This window comes from Ralstonia flatus, from assembly GCF_958439105.1.
GTDB classification, from domain to species: Bacteria; Pseudomonadota; Gammaproteobacteria; order Burkholderiales; family Burkholderiaceae; genus Ralstonia; species Ralstonia flatus.
In genome coordinates this window covers 391,628-409,806 of sequence record NZ_CAUDLI010000001.1, presented here as the reverse complement: position 1 = coordinate 409,806, position 18,179 = coordinate 391,628, and the positions used below count along the sequence as shown (strand labels likewise).

The following is an 18,179-nucleotide window of genomic DNA, read 5'->3' as shown; positions in this document are numbered from 1 at the left end:
TGCCCCAATTCCCATTTTTAATACGCCGCGACAATGTATCGCGGTGCCAGTCCTCCTCACACGCCGTCCGTTTCATTGCCGCGCCAGCTTCTTGGCGCCTTCACAGCGCGAATGGACGCGGAGACCACCATGGAAACCCACATCAAGACGGTTGAATTCGAGCGCCCGGATATGCTTTCCGAGGCGCAATCCGGCGCAAGCTGCGTCGCCCATGCCTGGGCCAAGGTGCCGCCGGTGCTGTCGCGCGAAGAACGCGACGACCTGAAAGCCCGCATCAAGCGCCTGCTCAAGGAGCGCGAGGCCGTGTTGGTTGCGCACTACTACGTTGACGCCGACCTGCAGGACCTGGCCGAAGAAACCGGTGGCTGCGTATCCGATTCGCTGGAAATGGCGCGCTTTGGCCGCGATCATTCGGCCAAGACGTTGGTCGTGGCGGGCGTGCGCTTCATGGGCGAGACCGCCAAGATTCTGAGCCCCGAGAAGACCGTGCTGATGCCGGATCTTGACGCCACCTGCTCGCTGGATCTGGGTTGCCCGCCGGATGAGTTCGCCGCCTTTTGCGATGCGCATCCGGATCGCACCGTGGTCGTCTATGCCAATACCAGCGCCGCAGTGAAGGCGCGCGCCGACTGGATGGTGACCTCGTCCATTGGCCTGAAGATCGTGCAGCACCTTCACGCCCAGGGAAAGAAGATCCTGTGGGCCCCCGATCGCCACCTCGGCAGCTACATTCAGAAGCAGACCGGTGCCGACATGCTGATGTGGCAGGGCTCGTGCCTGGTGCACGACGAATTCAAGGGCGTCGAGCTTGACCTGCTGCGCGCCGAACACCCGAACGCGAAGATTCTCGTGCACCCGGAATCGCCGGAATCGGTGGTGGCGCAGGCTGATGTGGTGGGCTCGACTTCGCAACTGATTGCCGCGGCGCAGTCGTTGTCGGCGCAGGAATTCATCGTGGCGACCGACAACGGCATCCTGCACAAGATGCGGATGGCCGCCCCCGGCAAGCGCTTCATCGAGGCCCCGACGGCGGGTAACGCTGCCACGTGCAAGAGCTGCGCGCATTGCCCGTGGATGGCGATGAACGCGCTGACCAATCTGGCCGAGGTGCTGGAAACCGGTCGCAACGAGATTCACGTCGATCCGGCCATCGGGCGGCAAGCCGTGGTCTGCATCGACCGCATGCTCGACTTTGCCGCGCGCGAGAAAGCCGCGGTTCGCCCGCAAGGCGACCTGGCCGCCAACGCACAACTCTTCCAAGGAATCGGCCCGGCATGACGGCAACACAGATGAACACGACAAGTCTTGCCCCTTCGGCTGAGGCAATTTTCGATGGCTTCGGCCCGGCGCTGCGCGAGGCGTTGGCCGCGAACGTGGCTGCAGCCATTGCAGAGGACGTCGGCACGGGCGACCGCACCGGCTTGCTGATTCCCGCCGATCGCCATGCGCGCGCGCGCGTGATCGTGCGCGAGCACGCCGTGCTCTGCGGAACGCCCTGGTTCGACGCCTGCATGCGCGCCGTTGACCCGACGCTGCGCGTCACGTGGCGCCAGCACGAAGGCGATCGCATGGCGCCCGATTCCGTGGTGTGCGAGATCGAAGGCCCAGCGCGTTCGCTGTTGACGGCGGAACGCCCGTCGCTGAACTTCCTGCAGCTGCTGTCCGGTGTGGCGACGGCAACTTCGCGTTACGCCGCTGCCGTCGAAGGCACGCGCGCCCGCGTGCTCGACACGCGCAAGACGCTGCCGGGCTTGCGCCTGGCGCAGAAGTACGCCGTGAGGATCGGTGGCGGTGAGAATCAGCGTCTGGCCTTGTACGACGGCATCCTCATCAAGGAAAACCATATCGCGGCGGCAGGTGGTGTGACGGCGGCCCTGCGCGCGGCGCAGGCGTTGAATGCCGGTGTGACGATCCAGATTGAGGTGGAAACGCTCGCGCAGCTGGATGAGGCGCTGGCGGCCGGTGCCAGCTCCGTGCTGCTCGACAATTTCGAGCCGGCTGCGATGCGCGAGGCTGTGCGCGTGACGGCGGGCAGGGCGCTGCTGGAGGTGTCCGGCGGCGTGAACATCGAGACGATCCGCACCTTTGCCGAGACGGGCGTGGACCGCATCTCCGTCGGCGCGCTTACGAAGGATGTGCGCGCAACCGACTTCTCTTTGCGGATCGTCGACTAAGCCTAAGCCTCAGCGTTTCCGGGCGATCTGCCGATGGGTCGGCTGCATGACCGTCGGCAGCGCCTTGGGTAGCGTTTCAGGGTAGTCGCGCGAGAAATGCAGGCCGCGGCTCTCATGCCGTGACAGCGCGCTGTCGACGATGAGCGAGGCAGCCTCGACGAGGTTGCGCAATTCCAGCAGATCGTGGCTCACGCGGAAGTTGGCGTAGTACTCCGTGATCTCCTCGCGCAACAGCGCAATGCGGTGCTGCGCGCGCTCCAGCCGCTTGTTCGTACGCACGATGCCGACGTAGTTCCACATCATGCGACGCAGCTCGTCCCAGTTGTGCGAGACGACGACTTCCTCATCGGGATCGGTCACGCGGCTTTCGTCCCATGCGGGAATTTGCACCGATGTGGGGTCTGACGCCGGTTGCGCGAGGATATCTTCCGCCGCGCCGCGTCCGATCACCATGCACTCCAGCAACGAATTGCTCGCCAGCCGGTTGGCGCCGTGCAGGCCGGTGTAAGCCGTCTCGCCGACGGCGTACAGGCCAGCGATATCCGTGCGCCCAAGATGGTCCGTCACCACGCCGCCGCACGTGTAGTGCGCTGCCGGCACGACGGGAATCGGTTCACGCGTGATGTCGATGCCCAGCTCCAGGCAGCGCGCCATGATGGTCGGAAAATGTTCCTGGAGGAACGCTGGGCTCTGATGGCTGATGTCGAGATAAACGCAGTCCAGGCCGCGCTTCTTCATCTCGAAGTCGATGGCGCGCGCGACGATATCGCGCGGCGCCAGCTCCGCTCGCTCATCGTGCGCAGGCATGAAGCGCGTGCCGTCGGGCAGGATCAGCTTGCCGCCTTCGCCGCGCACGGCTTCGGTAATCAGGAAGGACTTCGCGAACGGGTGGTACAGGCACGTGGGATGGAACTGGATGAACTCCATGTTCGCCACGCGGCATCCCGCACGCCACGCCATGGCAATGCCGTCGCCGCTGGCCGTGTCGGGATTCGTCGTATAGAGATAGACCTTGCCCGCACCGCCCGTGGCCATCACGGTCTGGCTCGCGGTAATCGTCTTGACGTGGCCCGACGCAATGTCCAGCGCGTACAGGCCATGGCAGCGCATGCCGGGCAGGCCTAGCTTCGCGTCGGTAATCAGGTCGATCGCGAAATGGTCTTCCAGCAGCGTGATGTTCGGGTGATTGCGCACCTTCTCGACCAGCGTCGTGACCACGGCATGGCCGGTAGCATCGGCGGCGTGGATGATGCGTCGATGGCGATGGCCGCCTTCACGCGTCAGGTGGAAGCCGAGTTCGGCCTGCTCGTCACGCGTGAAAGGCACGCCATGGCCGATCAGCCATTCAATGGCCGAGCGCCCGTTCTCGACGATGTAGCGGGTCGCGGCTTCATCGCACAGTCCTGCCCCGGCAATGAGCGTGTCGTCGACGTGCTCGTCATGGCTGTCGCCTGAGTCGAGCACCGCGGCAATGCCGCCCTGTGCCCAGTCGCTGGCGCCTTCCGGCAGGCTGCGCTTGCTGATGACGACCACGCGGCGGTGATCGGCTAGGTGCAGGGCGACGGTCAGGCCCGCCAAGCCGCTGCCAACAACGGCAACATCGAAATTCATGGAAGACGCGGGATGCGGTGCAGGCGCGACTGGAGGTAACACAGTCGCGTGTCAATCGGAAAGAGAAGCAGTGTACACCGCAGCATGTGCCAAACAGCAGGCAACAAAAAACCCGCCTGAAAGCGGGTTTTTGCTGTCGGTCATGCCGACGGAAACAAGATGCGCAATCCGCGAGGATTACTTGATCTTGGTTTCCTTGTAAGCGACGTGCTTGCGGGCGACGGGATCGAACTTCATGATCTCCATCTTTTCCGGCTTGGTGCGCTTGTTCTTGGTGGTCGTGTAGAAATGACCCGTACCTGCGGTCGATTCCAGCTTGATCTTGTCGCGTCCGCCTTTGCTGGCCATGTTTAACTCCTAATTAGACTTCGCCGCGTGCGCGCAGGTCCACGAGCACTTCGTCGATGCCTTTTTTATCGATCAGGCGCAGACCAGCGTTCGAGACGCGCAGGCTCACCCAGCGGTTTTCGGATTCGACCCAGAAGCGGCGATTCTGCAGGTTCGGCAGAAAACGGCGCTTGGTCTTGTTGTTTGCGTGGGAAACGTTATTGCCGACCATCGGCGCTTTCCCGGTCACTTGACAGACGCGTGCCATGGAGCACTCCTAACTAAATTCGTTGGCTACAGTTTGCGACCGGGCGCTGGGACCAAAACCAAGCGCAGCGCCACTGTAGAGGTGGGACTTCAGCGAAACGCGGATTATACACACAAAACCGCTGACAAATCAACGAGATCGACGGATTGCTGTTGGGCACCGTGCGATGCGGCATCGGCACTACATTTTGCCGTGTTCCAGGAAGCCGTAGACGTGGCTGCGGCCGACGATCATGTGATCGAGGACGATCACGTCGAGCATGGCCAGCGCGCGGCGCAACTCGCGGGTGAGGGTGATGTCGGATTCGCTGGGCTGCGTATCGCCCGTGGGGTGGTTGTGGGCCAGGATCACAGCGGCCGCATTGTGATGGAGGGCGCGCTTGGCGATCTCGCGCGGGTAGACGCGGGCTTCGGTCAGGGTGCCGCGAAAGAGTTCTTCCCAGGCGATCAGCCGGTGCCGTACATCTAGAAAGAAGCAAGCGAATACCTCGTGCGGGCGGTGGCCCAGTGTCAGGCGCAAGAAATCCTTCACGCTTTGAGGCGATTCAAAGGTTTGACCGTGCGCGAAGTCTTCTTTCAGTGCGCGCCGGGCAACTTCCAGCAGCGCATGCAATTGTGCGTATTTGGCCGGGCCCATGCCGTTGATCGAAGAGAACTCTTGTTGGGAGGCGTGGCACAGCCGCGCGAGCGACCCAAAGTGCGCGAGCAGTTCGCGCGCGAGGTCGACGGCGCTTTTGCCTGGCATGCCGACGCGCAGGAAGATGGCCAGCAGCTCCGCATCGGAGAGTGCGGCGGGGCCGTGAGCGAGCAGTTTTTCACGCGGCCGCTCGTGGGCGGGCCAGTCGACGATTGCCATAGGGTGACAGGAGAGATAGAAAGGCCCTGCGCGCGGGAGTGCGGCCTACGTCGCGCCTGCGGCCGCGCGGAGGGCTGACGTACAATAACGGGTTACTTTTTGGTCAAGCAGGTTGAGCGTGCAAAATTTGGTGAACGAGGCGTCCGCGACGACGCCAGACGGCGCAGGCAAGGTGGTCGGCCCGGATTCATTTCTGACGCTGCACTATCGCATCGCGTTGGAAAACGACACGGACATCGTCACCACCTTCGACGACAAGCCGGCCACGCTGCTGCTCGGCCAAGGCCAGATGGCGCCCACGCTGGAGCAGGCGCTGCTCGGTATGCGCGAGGGCGAGCGCACGACGTTCCGCCTGGCGCCCGAGCATGCGTTCGGCCCGCGCAATCCGGAACTGCTGCAGCGTGTGTCGCTGGCTACGCTGCGCGAAAACTCTTCGTTCGAAGAGGACTATCAGCCGGGCGACCTGGTTGAGTTCAATGCGCCCAGTGGCGGTAAATATGCCGGCGTGCTCAAGGAAGTTGGCGAGACGTCGGCGCTGTTCGACTTCAATCACCCGCTGGCCGGCCAGACGATCGTGTTTGAAGTCCAGTTGATCGGCATTCTTTGATATGGGTAACGCTGTGAACGCCCCGCTCGACTCCATTGATCCGGTCCCCCAGGCCGACGCCGAGGTTTTGTTGGCGCAGCCACGCGGCTTCTGTGCTGGCGTGGATCGTGCCATCGAAATCGTCGAGCGTGCCCTGGAGCTGTTCGGCGCGCCGATTTACGTGCGTCATGAGATCGTGCACAACGCCTATGTGGTGGGCGATCTGCGCAACAAGGGCGCGGTGTTCGTCCAGGAACTCGACGATGTGCCCGTGGGCGGCACGGTCATTTTCAGTGCGCACGGTGTGTCGCGGGCGGTGCGCGAGGCGGCCGAAGCGCGGGGCCTGCGCGTATTCGATGCGACGTGCCCGCTGGTGACGAAGGTGCACGTGGAAGTCTCGAAGATGCGGGCGCAAGGCTTCGAGATCATCATGATCGGGCACAAGGGCCATCCCGAGGTGGAAGGCACCATGGGCCAGGCCAACGACGGCATGCTGCTGGTCGAATCGGTCAATGACGTGGCGCATCTCGAGGTGAAAGACCCGACGCGCCTGGCCTACGTCACGCAAACCACGCTGTCGGTGGACGAGACCCAGGAAATCGTGGCCGCCATCAAGGCGCGCTTCCCGGCGGTGCACGAGCCGAAGAAGCAGGACATCTGCTACGCGACGCAGAATCGCCAGGACGCTGTGAAGTTCATGGCGCCGCAGGTGGAAGTGGTGATCGTTGTCGGCAGCCCGAACAGCTCGAACTCGAATCGTCTGCGTGAGCTCGCCGAAAAGCTGGGCGTCCCTGCCTATATGGTGGATACGCCTGAACAGGTAAAGCCCGAGTGGGTGGCAGGCAAGCGCCGCGTGGGCTTGACCGCCGGTGCTTCGGCGCCTGAGGAGTTGGCGCAATCGATCGTGGATCGGCTGAAGGCGCTCGGTGCGCGCACCGTGCGTCCGCTCGACGGGATCCAGGAAAACATGTCCTTCCCCCTTCCGAGGGGGCTTCAAATGAATTGAGTGCGTTTATGTAAATGCCCACTTAAAAGCGCACAAAAACAGTGCGCCCTAATGCGGTGCATAAAGCGCTTTTGATGATTCAACGGCCACTTCTTTCGGGAGTGGCCGTTTTGTTTTGTGCATTGCAGAAAGCTCTTCAACGCCCGCGAAGCCTTGATCTACCGTGGGAATCGCCCGCCAAGCGGCCTGGATAGGGGGTTTCCCCTACGTTGGCACGGTTCTTGATATGGCTATGCGCCGTTCGCGAATGCCTGCGCGAAATGACGCCTGTTTGGGCATTGGGGAAAGCCCGTAAAGCGGCGTAGTTACTGTAAAAATCGTTGTTGCGACGCGTATTGCATCCGCAATAAAAGGGGATACAATTCGCGCGTTTCAAATTGAAACAATCGGCGCGGGGGGAGCGGCCGGGAGGCAGGACGCTCTTCTTGCTCTTGCGAGATCTAGGAGATCACTCATGCAAATTAAGTTTGCCAAAGTTCTGCCGCTTGCGGCTGCCGTGGCACTCGTAGCAGCTTGCGGTAAGAACGAGGAAAAGCCCGCAGACCAAGCTGCTGCACCTGCAGCAACTTCGGCTCCGGCTGCTGCTGCCGGTGGCGGCGAGACCGTCATCAAGATCGGTCACGCGGCTCCGCTCACGGGCGGTATTGCTCACCTTGGCAAAGACAACGAAAACGGTGCACGCCTGGCCGTTGAAGAAGCCAACAAGGAAGGCCTGACCATCGACGGCAAGAAGATCAAGCTGGAACTGGTCGGTGAAGACGATGCAGGCGACCCGAAGACCGGCACCGCCGTGGCGCAGAAGCTGGTTGACGAGCACGTTGTTGCCGTTGTCGGCCACCTGAACTCGGGCGTTTCGATCCCGGCCTCGAAGATCTACAGCGATGCAGGCATCGTGCAGATCTCGCCGTCGTCGACCAACCCCGACTACACCAAGCAAGGCTTCAAGACGACCTACCGCGTGGTTGCAACCGACGCGCAACAAGGTCCGGCACTGGCGAACTACGCCGCCAAGACCCTGGGCGCCAAGACCGTGGCCATCGTTGACGATGCCACCGCCTACGGCAAGGGCCTGGCCGACGAGTTCGAGAAGACCGCGAAGGCAGGTGGCGTGAATGTCGTGGCGCGTGAGGCAACCAACGACAAGGCGACCGACTTCAAGGCCATTCTGACCAAGATCAAGGGCAAGAAGCCGGACGTGATCATGTACGGCGGCATGGACGCCACCGGCGGTCCGTTCGCCAAGCAAGCCAAGGAACTGGGCATCACGGCCAAGATCGTTGGCGGCGACGGCGTGTGTACCGACAAGGTGGCCGAACTGGCTGGCGACGCGATCGACAACATCGTCTGCTCGGAAGCAGGCCTGGCGCTGTCGAAGATGGAGAAGGGCGCAGACTTCGAGAAGAAGTACCAAGCGCGCTTCAACACGCCGGTGCAGATCTACGCACCGTTCACGTATGACGCCGTCAACGTGATCATCGACGCGATGAAGCGTGCCAACTCGACCGACGCTGCCAAGATCCTGGCTGCCATGCCGGCAACCAACTACAACGGCGTGATCGGCAACATCGCGTTCGACGACAAGGGTGACCTGAAGCAAGGCTCCATCACCCTGTACAACTACAAGGACAAGAAGAAGAGCGTTCTTGACGTTGTGAAGATGTAATCGAAGGGCTACCGCCCTGAAAACGGCACCGCGCCTACCCTAGCGGTGCCGTTTTTTATAGCCTCGCCAGTTACACAAGGCCCTCACCATGGGCGCGTTCGGCAGGCCGCTTACCAGCAACCTCACCTTACCCATCCGATTGATCGCATACCTTGCGGGCACGTCATCCCGTCGCCTACAACAAAGCAAGGCATAGCAGGAGCTGTTCTCATGGATATCTTTATCCAGCAGATCGTGAACGGTCTGGTGCTCGGCAGCATTTACGCGCTGATCGCACTCGGCTACACCATGGTCTACGGTATTCTCGGCATCATCAACTTCGCCCACGGCGATGTTCTGATGGTCGGTGCAATGTCTGCCCTGACTGCCATCAACTTCCTCCAAAAATACTTTCCCAATCTGCCTGACTGGCTCACGCTGGTGTTCGCGTTGCTGTTTGCGATGCCGGTCTGCGCCATCGTTGCCTACACCATTGAACGTGTCGCTTACCGGCCGCTGCGCAATGCGCCGCGCCTGGCGCCGCTGATCACCGCCATCGGCGTGTCGATCGTGCTGCAGACGCTGGCAATGATGATCTGGTCGCGCAACCCGCTGACCTTCCCGCAACTGCTGCCTTCGAACCCGATCGATATCGGTTCCACGGGCGCGACCATTACGGGCAAGGAAATCGTCATCATTCTGGTGTCGATCCTGGTGATGGTCGGGCTGATCCTGCTGGTCAACCGCACCAAGCTCGGCCGTGCCATGCGCGCGACCGCCGAGAACCAGCGTGTGGCAGGCCTGATGGGCGTCAACCCGAACTTCGTGATCTCCGCCACCTTCATGATCGGTGCTGCCATGGCAGCGGTTGCCGGCGTGATGATGGCGACCAACTACGGCAACGCCCACTTCTACATGGGCTTCATCCCCGGCCTGAAGGCGTTTACCGCCGCAGTGCTGGGCGGCATCGGCAACCTGGCTGGCGCCATGGTCGGCGGCATGCTGCTGGGCCTGATCGAAGCATTGGGTGCCGGTTATATCGGCGATCTGACTGGCGGTGTGTTCGGTTCGAACTACCAGGATGTGTTCGCATTCATCGTGCTGATTGGCGTGCTGCTGTTCCGCCCGTCCGGCATCATGGGTGAACGCGTTGCGGACCGCGCATAAGAAGGGGAGCGCCATGACAGAAAATTTCAAAGCGCCGATGAAGACGCGCGCCGCGTTGTACGGCTTCCTGATCCTTGCGATCTTTGCGCCGTTCATCGTGGGAGCCGCAGGTGGCAACTACTGGGTGCGCGTGCTGGACTTCGCACTGCTGTACATCATGCTGGCCTTGGGCCTGAACATCGTGGTGGGCTTTGCCGGCCTGCTCGACTTGGGCTACATCGCGTTCTACGCGGTCGGTGCCTACATGATGGCGTTGCTGGGTTCGCCGCACCTGACCACCCAGTTCGAGTGGATCCACAACCTGTTCCCCAATGGGCTGCACCTCATCGTCTGGTGGGTGATTCCGCTGGGTGCCGGGCTGGCGGCGCTGTTCGGCATTCTGCTGGGCACGCCGGTGCTGAAGCTGCGCGGTGACTACCTCGCCATCGTGACGCTGGGCTTTGGTGAAATCATCCGGATCTTCATGAACAACCTCGACCGCCCGGTGAACATCACCAACGGTCCGAAGGGCATCAACCTGATCGAGCCGGTCAAGATCTTCGGGTTCGACTTTTCGAAGCGCCACGATTTCTTCGGCATCCGCTTCGACTCGGTCTACATGTACTACTACCTGTTCGTGATCCTGGCCGCGATCATCATCATCGTGTGCCTGCGGTTGCAGAACTCGCGTATCGGTCGTGCATGGGTGGCGCTGCGTGAAGATGAAATCGCCGCCAAGGCGATGGGCATCAACACACGCAACATCAAGCTGCTGGCCTTTGCGATGGGTGCCTCGTTCGGTGGTGTGTCGGGTGCGATGTTCGCGTCGTTCCAGGGCTTCGTGTCGCCGGAATCGTTCGTGCTGTGGGAGTCGATCTACATCCTGGCGATCGTGGTGCTGGGCGGTATGGGCCATATCCCGGGCGTGATCCTGGGCGGCATTCTGCTGGTCGGTTTCCAGGAGTTGCTGCGTGCGCTGGCCGAGCCGGTGCAGAACAAGCTGTTCGGCCATGTGATCGTGGAAGCGGAAGTGCTTCGTCAGCTGCTGTTCGGCCTGGCGATGGTGGTGGTGATGCTGTATCGCCCTGCGGGCCTGTGGCCCTCGCCGCGCAAGGAAGACCGTCCGCAAAAGCAGCGGGCTGGTGGACTGTCCCGTATCTGATGGAGGCACGCACATGAGCAACAACAACGTCCTCCTCTCGATCCGAGGAGTCCAGAAGCGTTTCGGCGGCCTGCAAGCGCTGTCCGACGTGAGCCTGGAAATTCGCGAAGGCGAAATCTACGGTCTGATCGGCCCGAACGGCGCCGGCAAGACCACGTTCTTCAACGTCATCACGGGCCTGTATACGCCGGATGCGGGCGAATTCGTGCTGGGCGGCACGCCCTACCAGCCGACCGCCGTGCATGAAGTGGCCAAGGCTGGCATTGCGCGCACGTTCCAGAACATCCGCCTGTTTGGCGACATGACTGCGGCGGAAAACGTCATGGTCGGCCGCCACGTGCGCACCAAGGCCGGCCTGATCGGCGCGGTGTTCCGCACCAAGGCGGCACGCGAAGAAGAGCAGTCGATCGAAGACTGGGCGCACGACCTGCTGGACTATGTCGGCATCGGCAAGTACGCCAACTACACGGCGCGCAACCTGTCGTACGGTCACCAGCGTCGTCTGGAAATCGCCCGTGCCCTGGCCACGCAACCCAAGCTGCTGGCCCTGGACGAGCCGGCCGCCGGCATGAACGCCACGGAAAAAGTGGAACTCCGCGGCCTGCTCGACAAGATCCGTTCCGACGGCAAGACCATCCTGCTGATCGAGCACGATGTGAAGCTGGTGATGGGCCTGTGCAACCGCCTGACCGTGCTGGATTACGGCAAGGTGATCGCACAAGGCCTGCCGCAGGAAGTGCAGAGCAACCCGGCCGTGATCGAGGCCTACCTCGGCGCGTCAGCGCACTGACGCAGAGGAACGGAATATGAAACCAGTAATGTTGAAGATCGACAGCCTGAAGGTCGCTTACGGCGGCATCCAGGCGGTCAAGGGCGTGGATCTGGAGATTCGCGAAGGTGAGCTGGTCACGCTGATCGGTGCCAACGGCGCCGGCAAGACGACCACCATGAAGGCCATCACCGGCCTGCAGGGCTGGGCCGGCGGTGATGTGCAGTATCTGGGCAAGTCCATCAAGGGCGTGCCCAGCTACAACCTGCTCAAGCAGGGTCTGGCGATGGTGCCGGAAGGCCGCGGCGTGTTCGCGCGCATGACCATCGTCGAGAACCTGCAGATGGGCGCCTTCACGCGCAACGACGAGGCCAACATCAAGGCCGACATCGACCGCATGTTCGGCATCTTCCCGCGCCTGAAGGAACGTGCAAACCAGCTGGCCGGCACGATGTCGGGCGGTGAGCAGCAGATGCTGGCCATGGCGCGTGCGCTGATGAGCCAACCGAAGCTGCTGCTGCTGGACGAGCCGTCGATGGGTCTCTCGCCGATCATGGTGGAGAAGATCTTCGAGGTCGTGCGGGACATCTCGGCGCAAGGCGTGACCGTGCTGCTCGTTGAGCAGAACGCGCGTCTGGCGTTGCAGGCTGCGCACCGCGGCTACGTGATGGACTCCGGTCTGATCACCATGAGCGGCGATGCCAAGCAGATGCTCGACGACCCGAAGGTGCGTGCCGCCTACCTGGGCGAATAAGCACCCTCAAGCATCATGAAGAAGCCCCGCAATTGCGGGGCTTTTTCCTTGCGTGTGCCCGGCGTTTCAGGCCGACGTTGCTGTGTAGATGTTCGGCCGATGCAATTGCATGAAGCCAATGCCTTCGGGCACATCGGTGAAGCCGTGCTTGCGATAAAGCCAATCGGCCCCCGTGGTGACCAGCACTGTGCGGCGCAGTGTCTGCAGTTCCGGATGCTCGCGCAGGAAATCCATCAGCGCGTGCGAGACGCCTTTCCCACGCCACGCCGGCAGCACGAACACATCGCACAGATATGCAAACGTCGCGCGGTCGGTAATGACCCGCGCAAAGCCCACGAGGTCGCCATGCGAGCCATCGTCGTTCCGACGATAGGCGGCAAAGCACAGCGAGTTCGCGACCGATCGGTCGAACACCTCTCGCGGCAGGCCGCGGGCCCAATACGTTTCCTGCGAAAGGAAATGGTAGATCTGGTCCAGCGGAAGCCACGCGGAATCATCGGACAAAACGATCCCCGTGGCCGGAACTTGTCGCGTCACGGCCATGGCAAACCTCAGAGTGGGAACAGGGGTAAGGCGATGCAGGGCGACGCATTGCGCGCCGCCCCAAGTAATGCGGTGCGCCTTAGGCGTGCGCCTTCAGCAGCGTACGCAGCATGCCGATCATCGTGTCGATTTCTTCAGTCGTCACGTTCAGCGCAGGCATGAAGCGGAGGATGTTCGGACGCGGGGCGTTCAGCAGCAGGCCCGTCGGGTTCATCTCGCGCGCCGCTTCAACCAGTTGGCCGCCGATGTCCTTGCCGAGCAGCAGCGCGCGCAGCAGACCGTTACCGCGCTCGCCGGCCAGGCCGAACTCTTCGCTCAGCTTGAGCAGTTGCGTGCGCAGATAGGCGCCGCGTTCTTCCACGTCAGCCAGAAAGCCCGGCGCCAGCAGCTGCTCGATCACCGAGCAGCCGACGGCCGTCATCAGCGGGTTGCCGTTGTAGGTGCCGCCCTGGTCGCCGGCTTCGAAGCTCGCCACTTCATCGGTGCACAGCAGGGCCGACAGCGGCACGCCGCCGCCGATGCCCTTGCCCAGCGTCATGATGTCCGGCTCGATGTTCGAGAGCTGGTAGGCGAAGAGCGTGCCGCAGCGGCCGCAACCGGCCTGCACTTCATCGACGATCAACAGGATCTTGTGCTTCTTGGTCAGCGCGCGCAGTTGCTGCATGAATTCCGGCGTGGCCGGCAGCACGCCGCCTTCGCCTTGCACCGGCTCAAGCATCACGCCGACCGTCTCGTCGGTGATGAGCGCTTCGACCGAAGCGATGTCGTTCAGGATGGCCTTCGGGAAGCCCGGCACCTGCGGCGCGAAGATGGTGTCCCAGCCTGCCTTGCCGGAAGCGCTCATGGTGGCGAGCGTGCGGCCGTGGAAGCTGTGGTCGAACGTGATGATCTGGAAGGCGCCGTTCTTATGCTTCTTGCCCCACTTGCGGGCGAGCTTGATGGCGCCTTCATTGGCTTCGGCGCCGCTGTTCGCGAAGAACACCTTGTCGAAGCAGCTGTGCGCCGTGAGCAGACCGGCCAGCTTGGCCATCGGCTCGTTGTAGAACGCCGGGCTCGGGTTGATCAGCTTCTTGGCCTGCGCGTTCAGCGCTTCGATCATGCCGTCGTTGGAGTGGCCGAGGCAGTTGACGGCCCAGCCTTGCACGAAGTCCAGGTATCGCTTGCCGTTGTGGTCCGTCAGCCACGAGCCCTTGCCTTCGGTGAAGACGATCTCGGGCCGGTTGGTGATGTACATCAGGGACTGGACGGGGTAGTCAGCAAACGCCATGGCAAAGCTCCAGAAAAAGGCGGCAGGAAGATGAAAAACCGAAAAAACGCGCGTTGGAAAAAGACAAAGGCCACGGGGGTCGCCCCGTGGCCTTGTGATCGTCGAATCCTGTGAACCCGATATGCAATCAGCAGACAGCCGCGTGGCTTCCCGGAGGGAGCAACGTACGGCGGCGTCGGAGGTGCAGGGCTTGGTTCATAAGGCGCAAGAATAAGACGGATGCCAAGTCAAGTCAAAACGAAATTTTGGCCTTCTTGGGATTTGTGCAACGTCAGCCGGCCGGATGGAGATCGGCCTCCGAGGTGAACGAATCGGCGAAGAATGCGTCCGGATGCATTCCGCACTGGGCAGCGAAGTCCGTGCGGGCCGAGTTGATCACCACCGGCGCGCCGCAGGCGTAGACCTCGTGGCCCGACAGATCGGGGTAGTCGGCCATCACCGCCTGGTGAACGAAACCGGTGCGGCCCGTCCAGGCGTCTTCGGGCAGGGCGTTGGAGACGACCGGCACGTACGTGAAGTTCGGCAGCGTGCGCGCCCATTCTTCGGCCTTGGCGTGCATGTACAGGTCTTGCGGGCGGCGGCCGCCCCAGTACAGCGTCATCGGGCGCGTGCTGCCGATGAACTGGGCATGCTCGACGATCGCCTTGATGGGCGCAAAGCCGGTGCCCGAGGCCAGCAGGATGATCGGCTTGTCGGATTCTTCACGCAGGAAGAAGCTGCCCAGCGGACCTTCGAAGCGCAGGATGTCGCGCTCCTTCATGGCCGGGGCGCCTTCCTTGGCACCAAACACGTAGTCGGTAAACGCGCCGCCCGGCATGTGGCGGATGTGCAGCTCGATCGGGCCGTCGTCGTGGGGCGGATTGGCGATCGAGTAGCTGCGGCGCTTGCCGTCGCGCAGGAGAAATTCCACGTACTGCCCGGCCAGAAATTGCATACGCTCGGTGGCAGGCAGTTGCAGCTTGACGATGGTGACGTCCGGCGCGGCCTTCTCAAGCGACGCGACGCGGCATGGGATCTTCTTGATGGGGACATCGCCGGCGCCGTGCACTTCACGCACTTCGATGGTGACGTTCGTGGCAGGCGTGGCGCAGCAGAACAGCGCGCGGCCTTCGGTGGCCTCCTGGGCGGTCAGCGCGTTGGGCGAGTGGTTGCCCTGAACGATGGAGCCCTCGCGCACTTGGCCCTTGCACGAGCCGCATGCGCCGTTCTTGCAGCCGTACGGCAGGCCGATGCCCTGGCGCAGCGCTGCTGCAAGGATGGTCTCGCCGTCTTCGGCCTGGAACTGGCGGCCGCTGGGCAGCACGTTGATCTGGTAAGCCATCTACAATCCGAATATGTTGAAAAGAGTGTCTGGTCGCCCTGATGGGCATGCAATGGTGGTCAATCCGGCAGCACGTCCGATGGTGAATCAGTCAGTCGCTGGGCCGTCCAATCCTGCACCACGCCTGGGACGTCCGCGCGTGCTGATCGTCGGCTGCGGCGATGTCGGGCAACGCTGCCTGACGTTGCTGCGCTCGCGTTTTCGCGTCTTTGCCGTCACCTCGCGCCTTGAAGGCCGCGCTTCGTTGCGCGAAGCGGGTGCCGTGCCGATTGTCGCCAACCTGGACGATGCCGCGTCGCTGCAACGGCTGCGAGGGTTGAGCCCCCGCGTGCTGCATCTGGCACCGCCGCCCGCAGTTGGCAACGATGATCCGCGTACCGCCGCGCTGCTGCATACGCTCGCGCAACCGTCCCCGAATTCCACCGCCACAAAACGTCGCATTTTACCCGAGCGGGCGCACAAGTCTGGTGGCCTCACTGGCCGCTTGAAAACCCGCCTCCAAGCGCGCGCGTTTGTCTATGCCAGCACCAGCGGTGTCTACGGTGATGCGGGAGGCGCCTGGGTGGACGAAGCCCGGCCCGTGAAGCCCACCACGGCGCGTGCGCAGCGCCGGGTCGCTGCCGAGCGCCGCGTGCGCTGGTTCGGCGCGGGCGGCGGCTGGCGCACGTCGATCCTGCGCATTCCCGGCATTTATGCGGCGGATCGGCTGCCCGTTGCGCGGCTCCAGCGAGGTACGCCCGCCCTGCGCGCGGAGGATGACGTCTACACCAACCACATTCACGCGGACGACCTCGCGCGTGCCGTCATTGCCGCGCTGTTCCGGGGCCGGCCGCAGCGCGTCGTGCATGCGAGCGACGCCTCGGAGTTGCGCATGGGCGATTACTTCGACGCCGTGGCCGACGCACGCGGCTTGCAGCGGCCGCCGCGCATTTCGCGCGCCGAAGCGGCTCAGCAGATCGAGCCGGCGCTGCTGTCGTTCATGAGCGAATCGCGCCGGCTGCGCAACACGCGGCTTGCGCGTGAGCTGCGGGTGGCGCTGCGCTACCCGACGGTCGCGGATTTCCTCGGCAGCGAGGCCTGACATGAAGGCGCCCGCCCCAACGTCGTCGCATGGCGCCCGGCTGCGCATTGCGCGATGGGCGCTTTGGCTGTCTGCGGCGCTGGTGGGCGTGGGTGTCTCGTGGTTTGCCGCCTGCTTCGTGGCCGATTCGATGAGCGCGCGCGACGTGCAGCAGATGGTGGATGCGCGGCGCCAGTTGGCCGCCCAGGTGGCGGAGGGGATGTCGAGCCAGATCACGGCCGACGTGGCCCTGCTGCGCGCGCTGCCGCAGACGCTCGCGCAGATCGATGCCATCCCGCGCGCGGTGCAGCGCGTCGACACCCGGCGCTGGAACCTGATGGACCAGGGCTCGCGCGCCGAACAGGCGATGTCGCATCCCGAAGTGGTCGACATGGACGCATTCCTGAATGCCACCGCCGGCAATCTCGGGCTGGACTACGTATGGGTCGTGAACCAGAACAATTACGTGGTGCTGGCCAACAACGCCGGTCGTGCCGATTCGTTCGTCGGCGTGCAGTCGAGCATGCAGCCTTACATGAAGGAGGCGATGCTGGGCGGTCTGGGCGAGCAGTTCACGGTGGGCCGGGTGACGGGCGTGCCGGGCCTGTTCTTCGCCGCGCCGGTGTATGACGCGGGTGGATACCTGATCGCGGTGATGGGCACCAAGGTCAGCCTCGCGCGGTTGCAGCACTGGGTATCGCATCCGACCTCGCTGGTGACCGATCCGAATGGGCTGATCATTCTGTCGACCGATGCATCGCTGGTCGGCAAGATCCTGCCCGATGCGCGCCTGCAGCGCATGGGCGCCAGCGACCGGTACAACGCCTACCAGCGCGTCGACTTCGAGCCGTGGCCCTATCAGCCGACCGCGAAGGCGCATCCCGACGTGCCGAGCTGGGTGCCGGCCGAGGTGCGCGATACGCTGGCCTGGCGCGAGGGCAGTGCGATGCCATCGCTCACCGTGTCACGCAATGCGAGTGCAGACCTCACCGTCGTCGTGGCCGAGCCGCTGCCGGCGTGGGGGCAGCAGATCGCCAACCATGCGCGCAATCGGATGATCGGGTTCGTGCTGTTCGTGAGCGTGCTGGCTACGTTCGTGCTGGTGGCGTGGTCGTTGGTGCGCGAGCGGCAGCACCACCGTGTGACGCGCCATCTGAACCAGCGGCTGCAGCGCACCAACAGCGCACTCGCCAACGAAGCGCATTTCGACCATCTGACGGGTGTTCTGACGCGCCGCCGCTTCCTGGCGCTGTTCGACACGGTGCTCGCGCGTGCCCACAATCGCGCCGAACCACTCGTGCTGGTGCTGGCCGATCTGGATCACTTCAAGCGGATCAACGACACATGGGGCCACGCTGTGGGCGACATGGCGCTGCAGCGCTTTGCGTCGCTTGCCACGGGCGTGCTGCGCAGCAGTGACCTCGTTGGGCGGTTGGGCGGCGAGGAATTCGCCATGGTGATGGGCCGCACCACGCTGGAAACCGCCACCGAGGTGGCCGAGCGCCTGCGCACCGCAGTGGCCGAGAGCGACGAAAGTTTCCCGACCGGGCTCTCGATGACGGTCAGCATGGGCATGACGGTTTGCCGGCCGGGCGATACCGCGTCGGAAATGCTCAAGCGCGCCGATCTGGCGCTGTATCGCGCCAAGGAAAGCGGGCGCAACCGGCACGTGGCCGGCTGAGCGTTGA

18 protein-coding genes are annotated in these 18,179 nt (G+C 63.3%); 11 read left to right on the top strand and 7 right to left on the bottom strand.

Annotated elements, in window-relative coordinates; translation table 11 throughout:
• The first annotated feature begins 129 nt into the window (after positions 1-129).
• Positions 130-1,278, top strand: a complete 1,149-nt coding sequence (gene nadA, locus R2676_RS01930; RefSeq protein WP_027680733.1) for a quinolinate synthase NadA — start codon at positions 130-132, stop codon at positions 1,276-1,278.
• Entirely contained in the window at positions 1,275-2,174 is a 900-nt protein-coding gene (nadC, locus tag R2676_RS01925) for a carboxylating nicotinate-nucleotide diphosphorylase (protein WP_206274158.1), read from the top strand. The genes nadA and nadC overlap by 4 nt, the downstream gene beginning before the upstream one ends.
• 9 nt (positions 2,175-2,183) lie before the next feature.
• Here nadC and nadB read toward each other — a convergent pair whose 3' ends face one another.
• From nadB to radC, 4 genes are all read right to left on the bottom strand, one after another.
• Entirely contained in the window at positions 2,184-3,785 is a 1,602-nt protein-coding gene (gene nadB, locus R2676_RS01920) for an L-aspartate oxidase (RefSeq protein ID WP_206274157.1), read from the bottom strand.
• Positions 3,786-3,962: 177 nt separating this feature from the next.
• A complete protein-coding gene (gene rpmG / locus R2676_RS01915) occupies positions 3,963-4,133 on the bottom strand; it encodes a 50S ribosomal protein L33 (RefSeq protein ID WP_003262397.1) in 171 nt (56 codons plus the stop codon).
• A 13-nt stretch (positions 4,134-4,146) separates the two neighbouring features.
• Positions 4,147-4,380, bottom strand: coding sequence for a 50S ribosomal protein L28 (gene rpmB / locus R2676_RS01910; protein WP_004631999.1), 234 nt, complete (start codon positions 4,378-4,380; stop codon positions 4,147-4,149).
• Between the two features lie 180 nt (positions 4,381-4,560).
• Positions 4,561-5,235 (bottom strand): RadC family protein, encoded by a 675-nt coding sequence (gene radC, locus R2676_RS01905; protein ID WP_206274886.1) that lies wholly within the window; start codon positions 5,233-5,235, stop codon positions 4,561-4,563.
• A 118-nt stretch (positions 5,236-5,353) separates the two neighbouring features.
• Between radC and R2676_RS01900 the strand changes: the two genes are divergently transcribed.
• The 7 genes from R2676_RS01900 (at position 5,354) to R2676_RS01870 (ending at position 12,300) form a co-directional block, all read left to right on the top strand.
• The gene (locus tag R2676_RS01900) at positions 5,354-5,842 is read left to right on the top strand and encodes an FKBP-type peptidyl-prolyl cis-trans isomerase (protein WP_027680737.1); all 489 of its coding nucleotides are present in this window, start codon (positions 5,354-5,356) and stop codon (positions 5,840-5,842) included.
• A gap of 1 nt (position 5,843) precedes the next feature.
• Positions 5,844-6,827: a 4-hydroxy-3-methylbut-2-enyl diphosphate reductase gene (ispH, locus tag R2676_RS01895; RefSeq protein WP_206274887.1), complete on the top strand. Its 984-nt coding sequence runs from the start codon at positions 5,844-5,846 to the stop codon at positions 6,825-6,827.
• Positions 6,828-7,281: 454 nt separating this feature from the next.
• Complete coding sequence (locus tag R2676_RS01890; protein WP_027680739.1) at positions 7,282-8,490, top strand: branched-chain amino acid ABC transporter substrate-binding protein; 1,209 nt, start codon at positions 7,282-7,284, stop codon at positions 8,488-8,490.
• Positions 8,491-8,700: 210 nt separating this feature from the next.
• Positions 8,701-9,636, top strand: coding sequence for a branched-chain amino acid ABC transporter permease (locus R2676_RS01885; RefSeq protein WP_009241300.1), 936 nt, complete (start codon positions 8,701-8,703; stop codon positions 9,634-9,636).
• A gap of 13 nt (positions 9,637-9,649) precedes the next feature.
• Complete coding sequence (locus R2676_RS01880; protein WP_206274888.1) at positions 9,650-10,777, top strand: ABC transporter permease subunit; 1,128 nt, start codon at positions 9,650-9,652, stop codon at positions 10,775-10,777.
• A gap of 13 nt (positions 10,778-10,790) precedes the next feature.
• The gene (locus R2676_RS01875; protein ID WP_004632013.1) at positions 10,791-11,567 is read left to right on the top strand and encodes an ABC transporter ATP-binding protein; all 777 of its coding nucleotides are present in this window, start codon (positions 10,791-10,793) and stop codon (positions 11,565-11,567) included.
• Between the two features lie 16 nt (positions 11,568-11,583).
• A complete protein-coding gene (locus R2676_RS01870; protein WP_009241298.1) occupies positions 11,584-12,300 on the top strand; it encodes an ABC transporter ATP-binding protein in 717 nt (238 codons plus the stop codon).
• Positions 12,301-12,366: 66 nt separating this feature from the next.
• Here R2676_RS01870 and R2676_RS01865 read toward each other — a convergent pair whose 3' ends face one another.
• The 3 genes from R2676_RS01865 to R2676_RS01855 form a co-directional block, all read right to left on the bottom strand.
• Positions 12,367-12,843: a GNAT family N-acetyltransferase gene (locus R2676_RS01865; protein ID WP_206274889.1), complete on the bottom strand. Its 477-nt coding sequence runs from the start codon at positions 12,841-12,843 to the stop codon at positions 12,367-12,369.
• Between the two features lie 79 nt (positions 12,844-12,922).
• Complete coding sequence (locus R2676_RS01860) at positions 12,923-14,110, bottom strand: acetylornithine transaminase (RefSeq protein WP_316887209.1); 1,188 nt, start codon at positions 14,108-14,110, stop codon at positions 12,923-12,925.
• Between the two features lie 271 nt (positions 14,111-14,381).
• Positions 14,382-15,431: a CDP-6-deoxy-delta-3,4-glucoseen reductase gene (locus tag R2676_RS01855; protein WP_206274890.1), complete on the bottom strand. Its 1,050-nt coding sequence runs from the start codon at positions 15,429-15,431 to the stop codon at positions 14,382-14,384.
• Positions 15,432-15,510: 79 nt separating this feature from the next.
• Here R2676_RS01855 and R2676_RS01850 point away from each other — a divergent pair, with 79 nt between their 5' ends.
• Positions 15,511-16,512, top strand: coding sequence for an NAD-dependent epimerase/dehydratase family protein (locus R2676_RS01850; RefSeq protein WP_206274891.1), 1,002 nt, complete (start codon positions 15,511-15,513; stop codon positions 16,510-16,512).
• A 1-nt stretch (position 16,513) separates the two neighbouring features.
• Entirely contained in the window at positions 16,514-18,172 is a 1,659-nt protein-coding gene (locus R2676_RS01845) for a sensor domain-containing diguanylate cyclase (protein WP_206274892.1), read from the top strand.
• Positions 18,173-18,179: the final 7 nt, after the last annotated feature.

Excerpts from the sequence above, each read along its gene's own strand:
- R2676_RS01890 (WP_027680739.1), top strand. The coding sequence starts at position 7,282 with ATGCAAATTAAGTTTGCCAAAGTTCTGCCGCTTGCGGCTGCCGTGGCA.
- R2676_RS01845 (WP_206274892.1), top strand. The coding sequence starts at position 16,514 with ATGAAGGCGCCCGCCCCAACGTCGTCGCATGGCGCCCGGCTGCGCATT.
- nadA (WP_027680733.1), top strand. The coding sequence starts at position 130 with ATGGAAACCCACATCAAGACGGTTGAATTCGAGCGCCCGGATATGCTT.
- R2676_RS01885 (WP_009241300.1), top strand. The coding sequence starts at position 8,701 with ATGGATATCTTTATCCAGCAGATCGTGAACGGTCTGGTGCTCGGCAGC.
- nadC (WP_206274158.1), top strand. The coding sequence starts at position 1,275 with ATGACGGCAACACAGATGAACACGACAAGTCTTGCCCCTTCGGCTGAG.
- R2676_RS01870 (WP_009241298.1), top strand. The coding sequence starts at position 11,584 with ATGAAACCAGTAATGTTGAAGATCGACAGCCTGAAGGTCGCTTACGGC.
- rpmG (WP_003262397.1), bottom strand. The coding sequence starts at position 4,133 with ATGGCCAGCAAAGGCGGACGCGACAAGATCAAGCTGGAATCGACCGCA.
- R2676_RS01865 (WP_206274889.1), bottom strand. The coding sequence starts at position 12,843 with ATGGCCGTGACGCGACAAGTTCCGGCCACGGGGATCGTTTTGTCCGAT.
- R2676_RS01855 (WP_206274890.1), bottom strand. The coding sequence starts at position 15,431 with ATGGCTTACCAGATCAACGTGCTGCCCAGCGGCCGCCAGTTCCAGGCC.
- radC (WP_206274886.1), bottom strand. The coding sequence starts at position 5,235 with ATGGCAATCGTCGACTGGCCCGCCCACGAGCGGCCGCGTGAAAAACTG.
- R2676_RS01860 (WP_316887209.1), bottom strand. The coding sequence starts at position 14,110 with ATGGCGTTTGCTGACTACCCCGTCCAGTCCCTGATGTACATCACCAAC.
- R2676_RS01850 (WP_206274891.1), top strand. The coding sequence starts at position 15,511 with ATGGTGAATCAGTCAGTCGCTGGGCCGTCCAATCCTGCACCACGCCTG.
- R2676_RS01875 (WP_004632013.1), top strand. The coding sequence starts at position 10,791 with ATGAGCAACAACAACGTCCTCCTCTCGATCCGAGGAGTCCAGAAGCGT.
- R2676_RS01880 (WP_206274888.1), top strand. The coding sequence starts at position 9,650 with ATGACAGAAAATTTCAAAGCGCCGATGAAGACGCGCGCCGCGTTGTAC.
- rpmB (WP_004631999.1), bottom strand. The coding sequence starts at position 4,380 with ATGGCACGCGTCTGTCAAGTGACCGGGAAAGCGCCGATGGTCGGCAAT.
- ispH (WP_206274887.1), top strand. The coding sequence starts at position 5,844 with ATGGGTAACGCTGTGAACGCCCCGCTCGACTCCATTGATCCGGTCCCC.
- nadB (WP_206274157.1), bottom strand. The coding sequence starts at position 3,785 with ATGAATTTCGATGTTGCCGTTGTTGGCAGCGGCTTGGCGGGCCTGACC.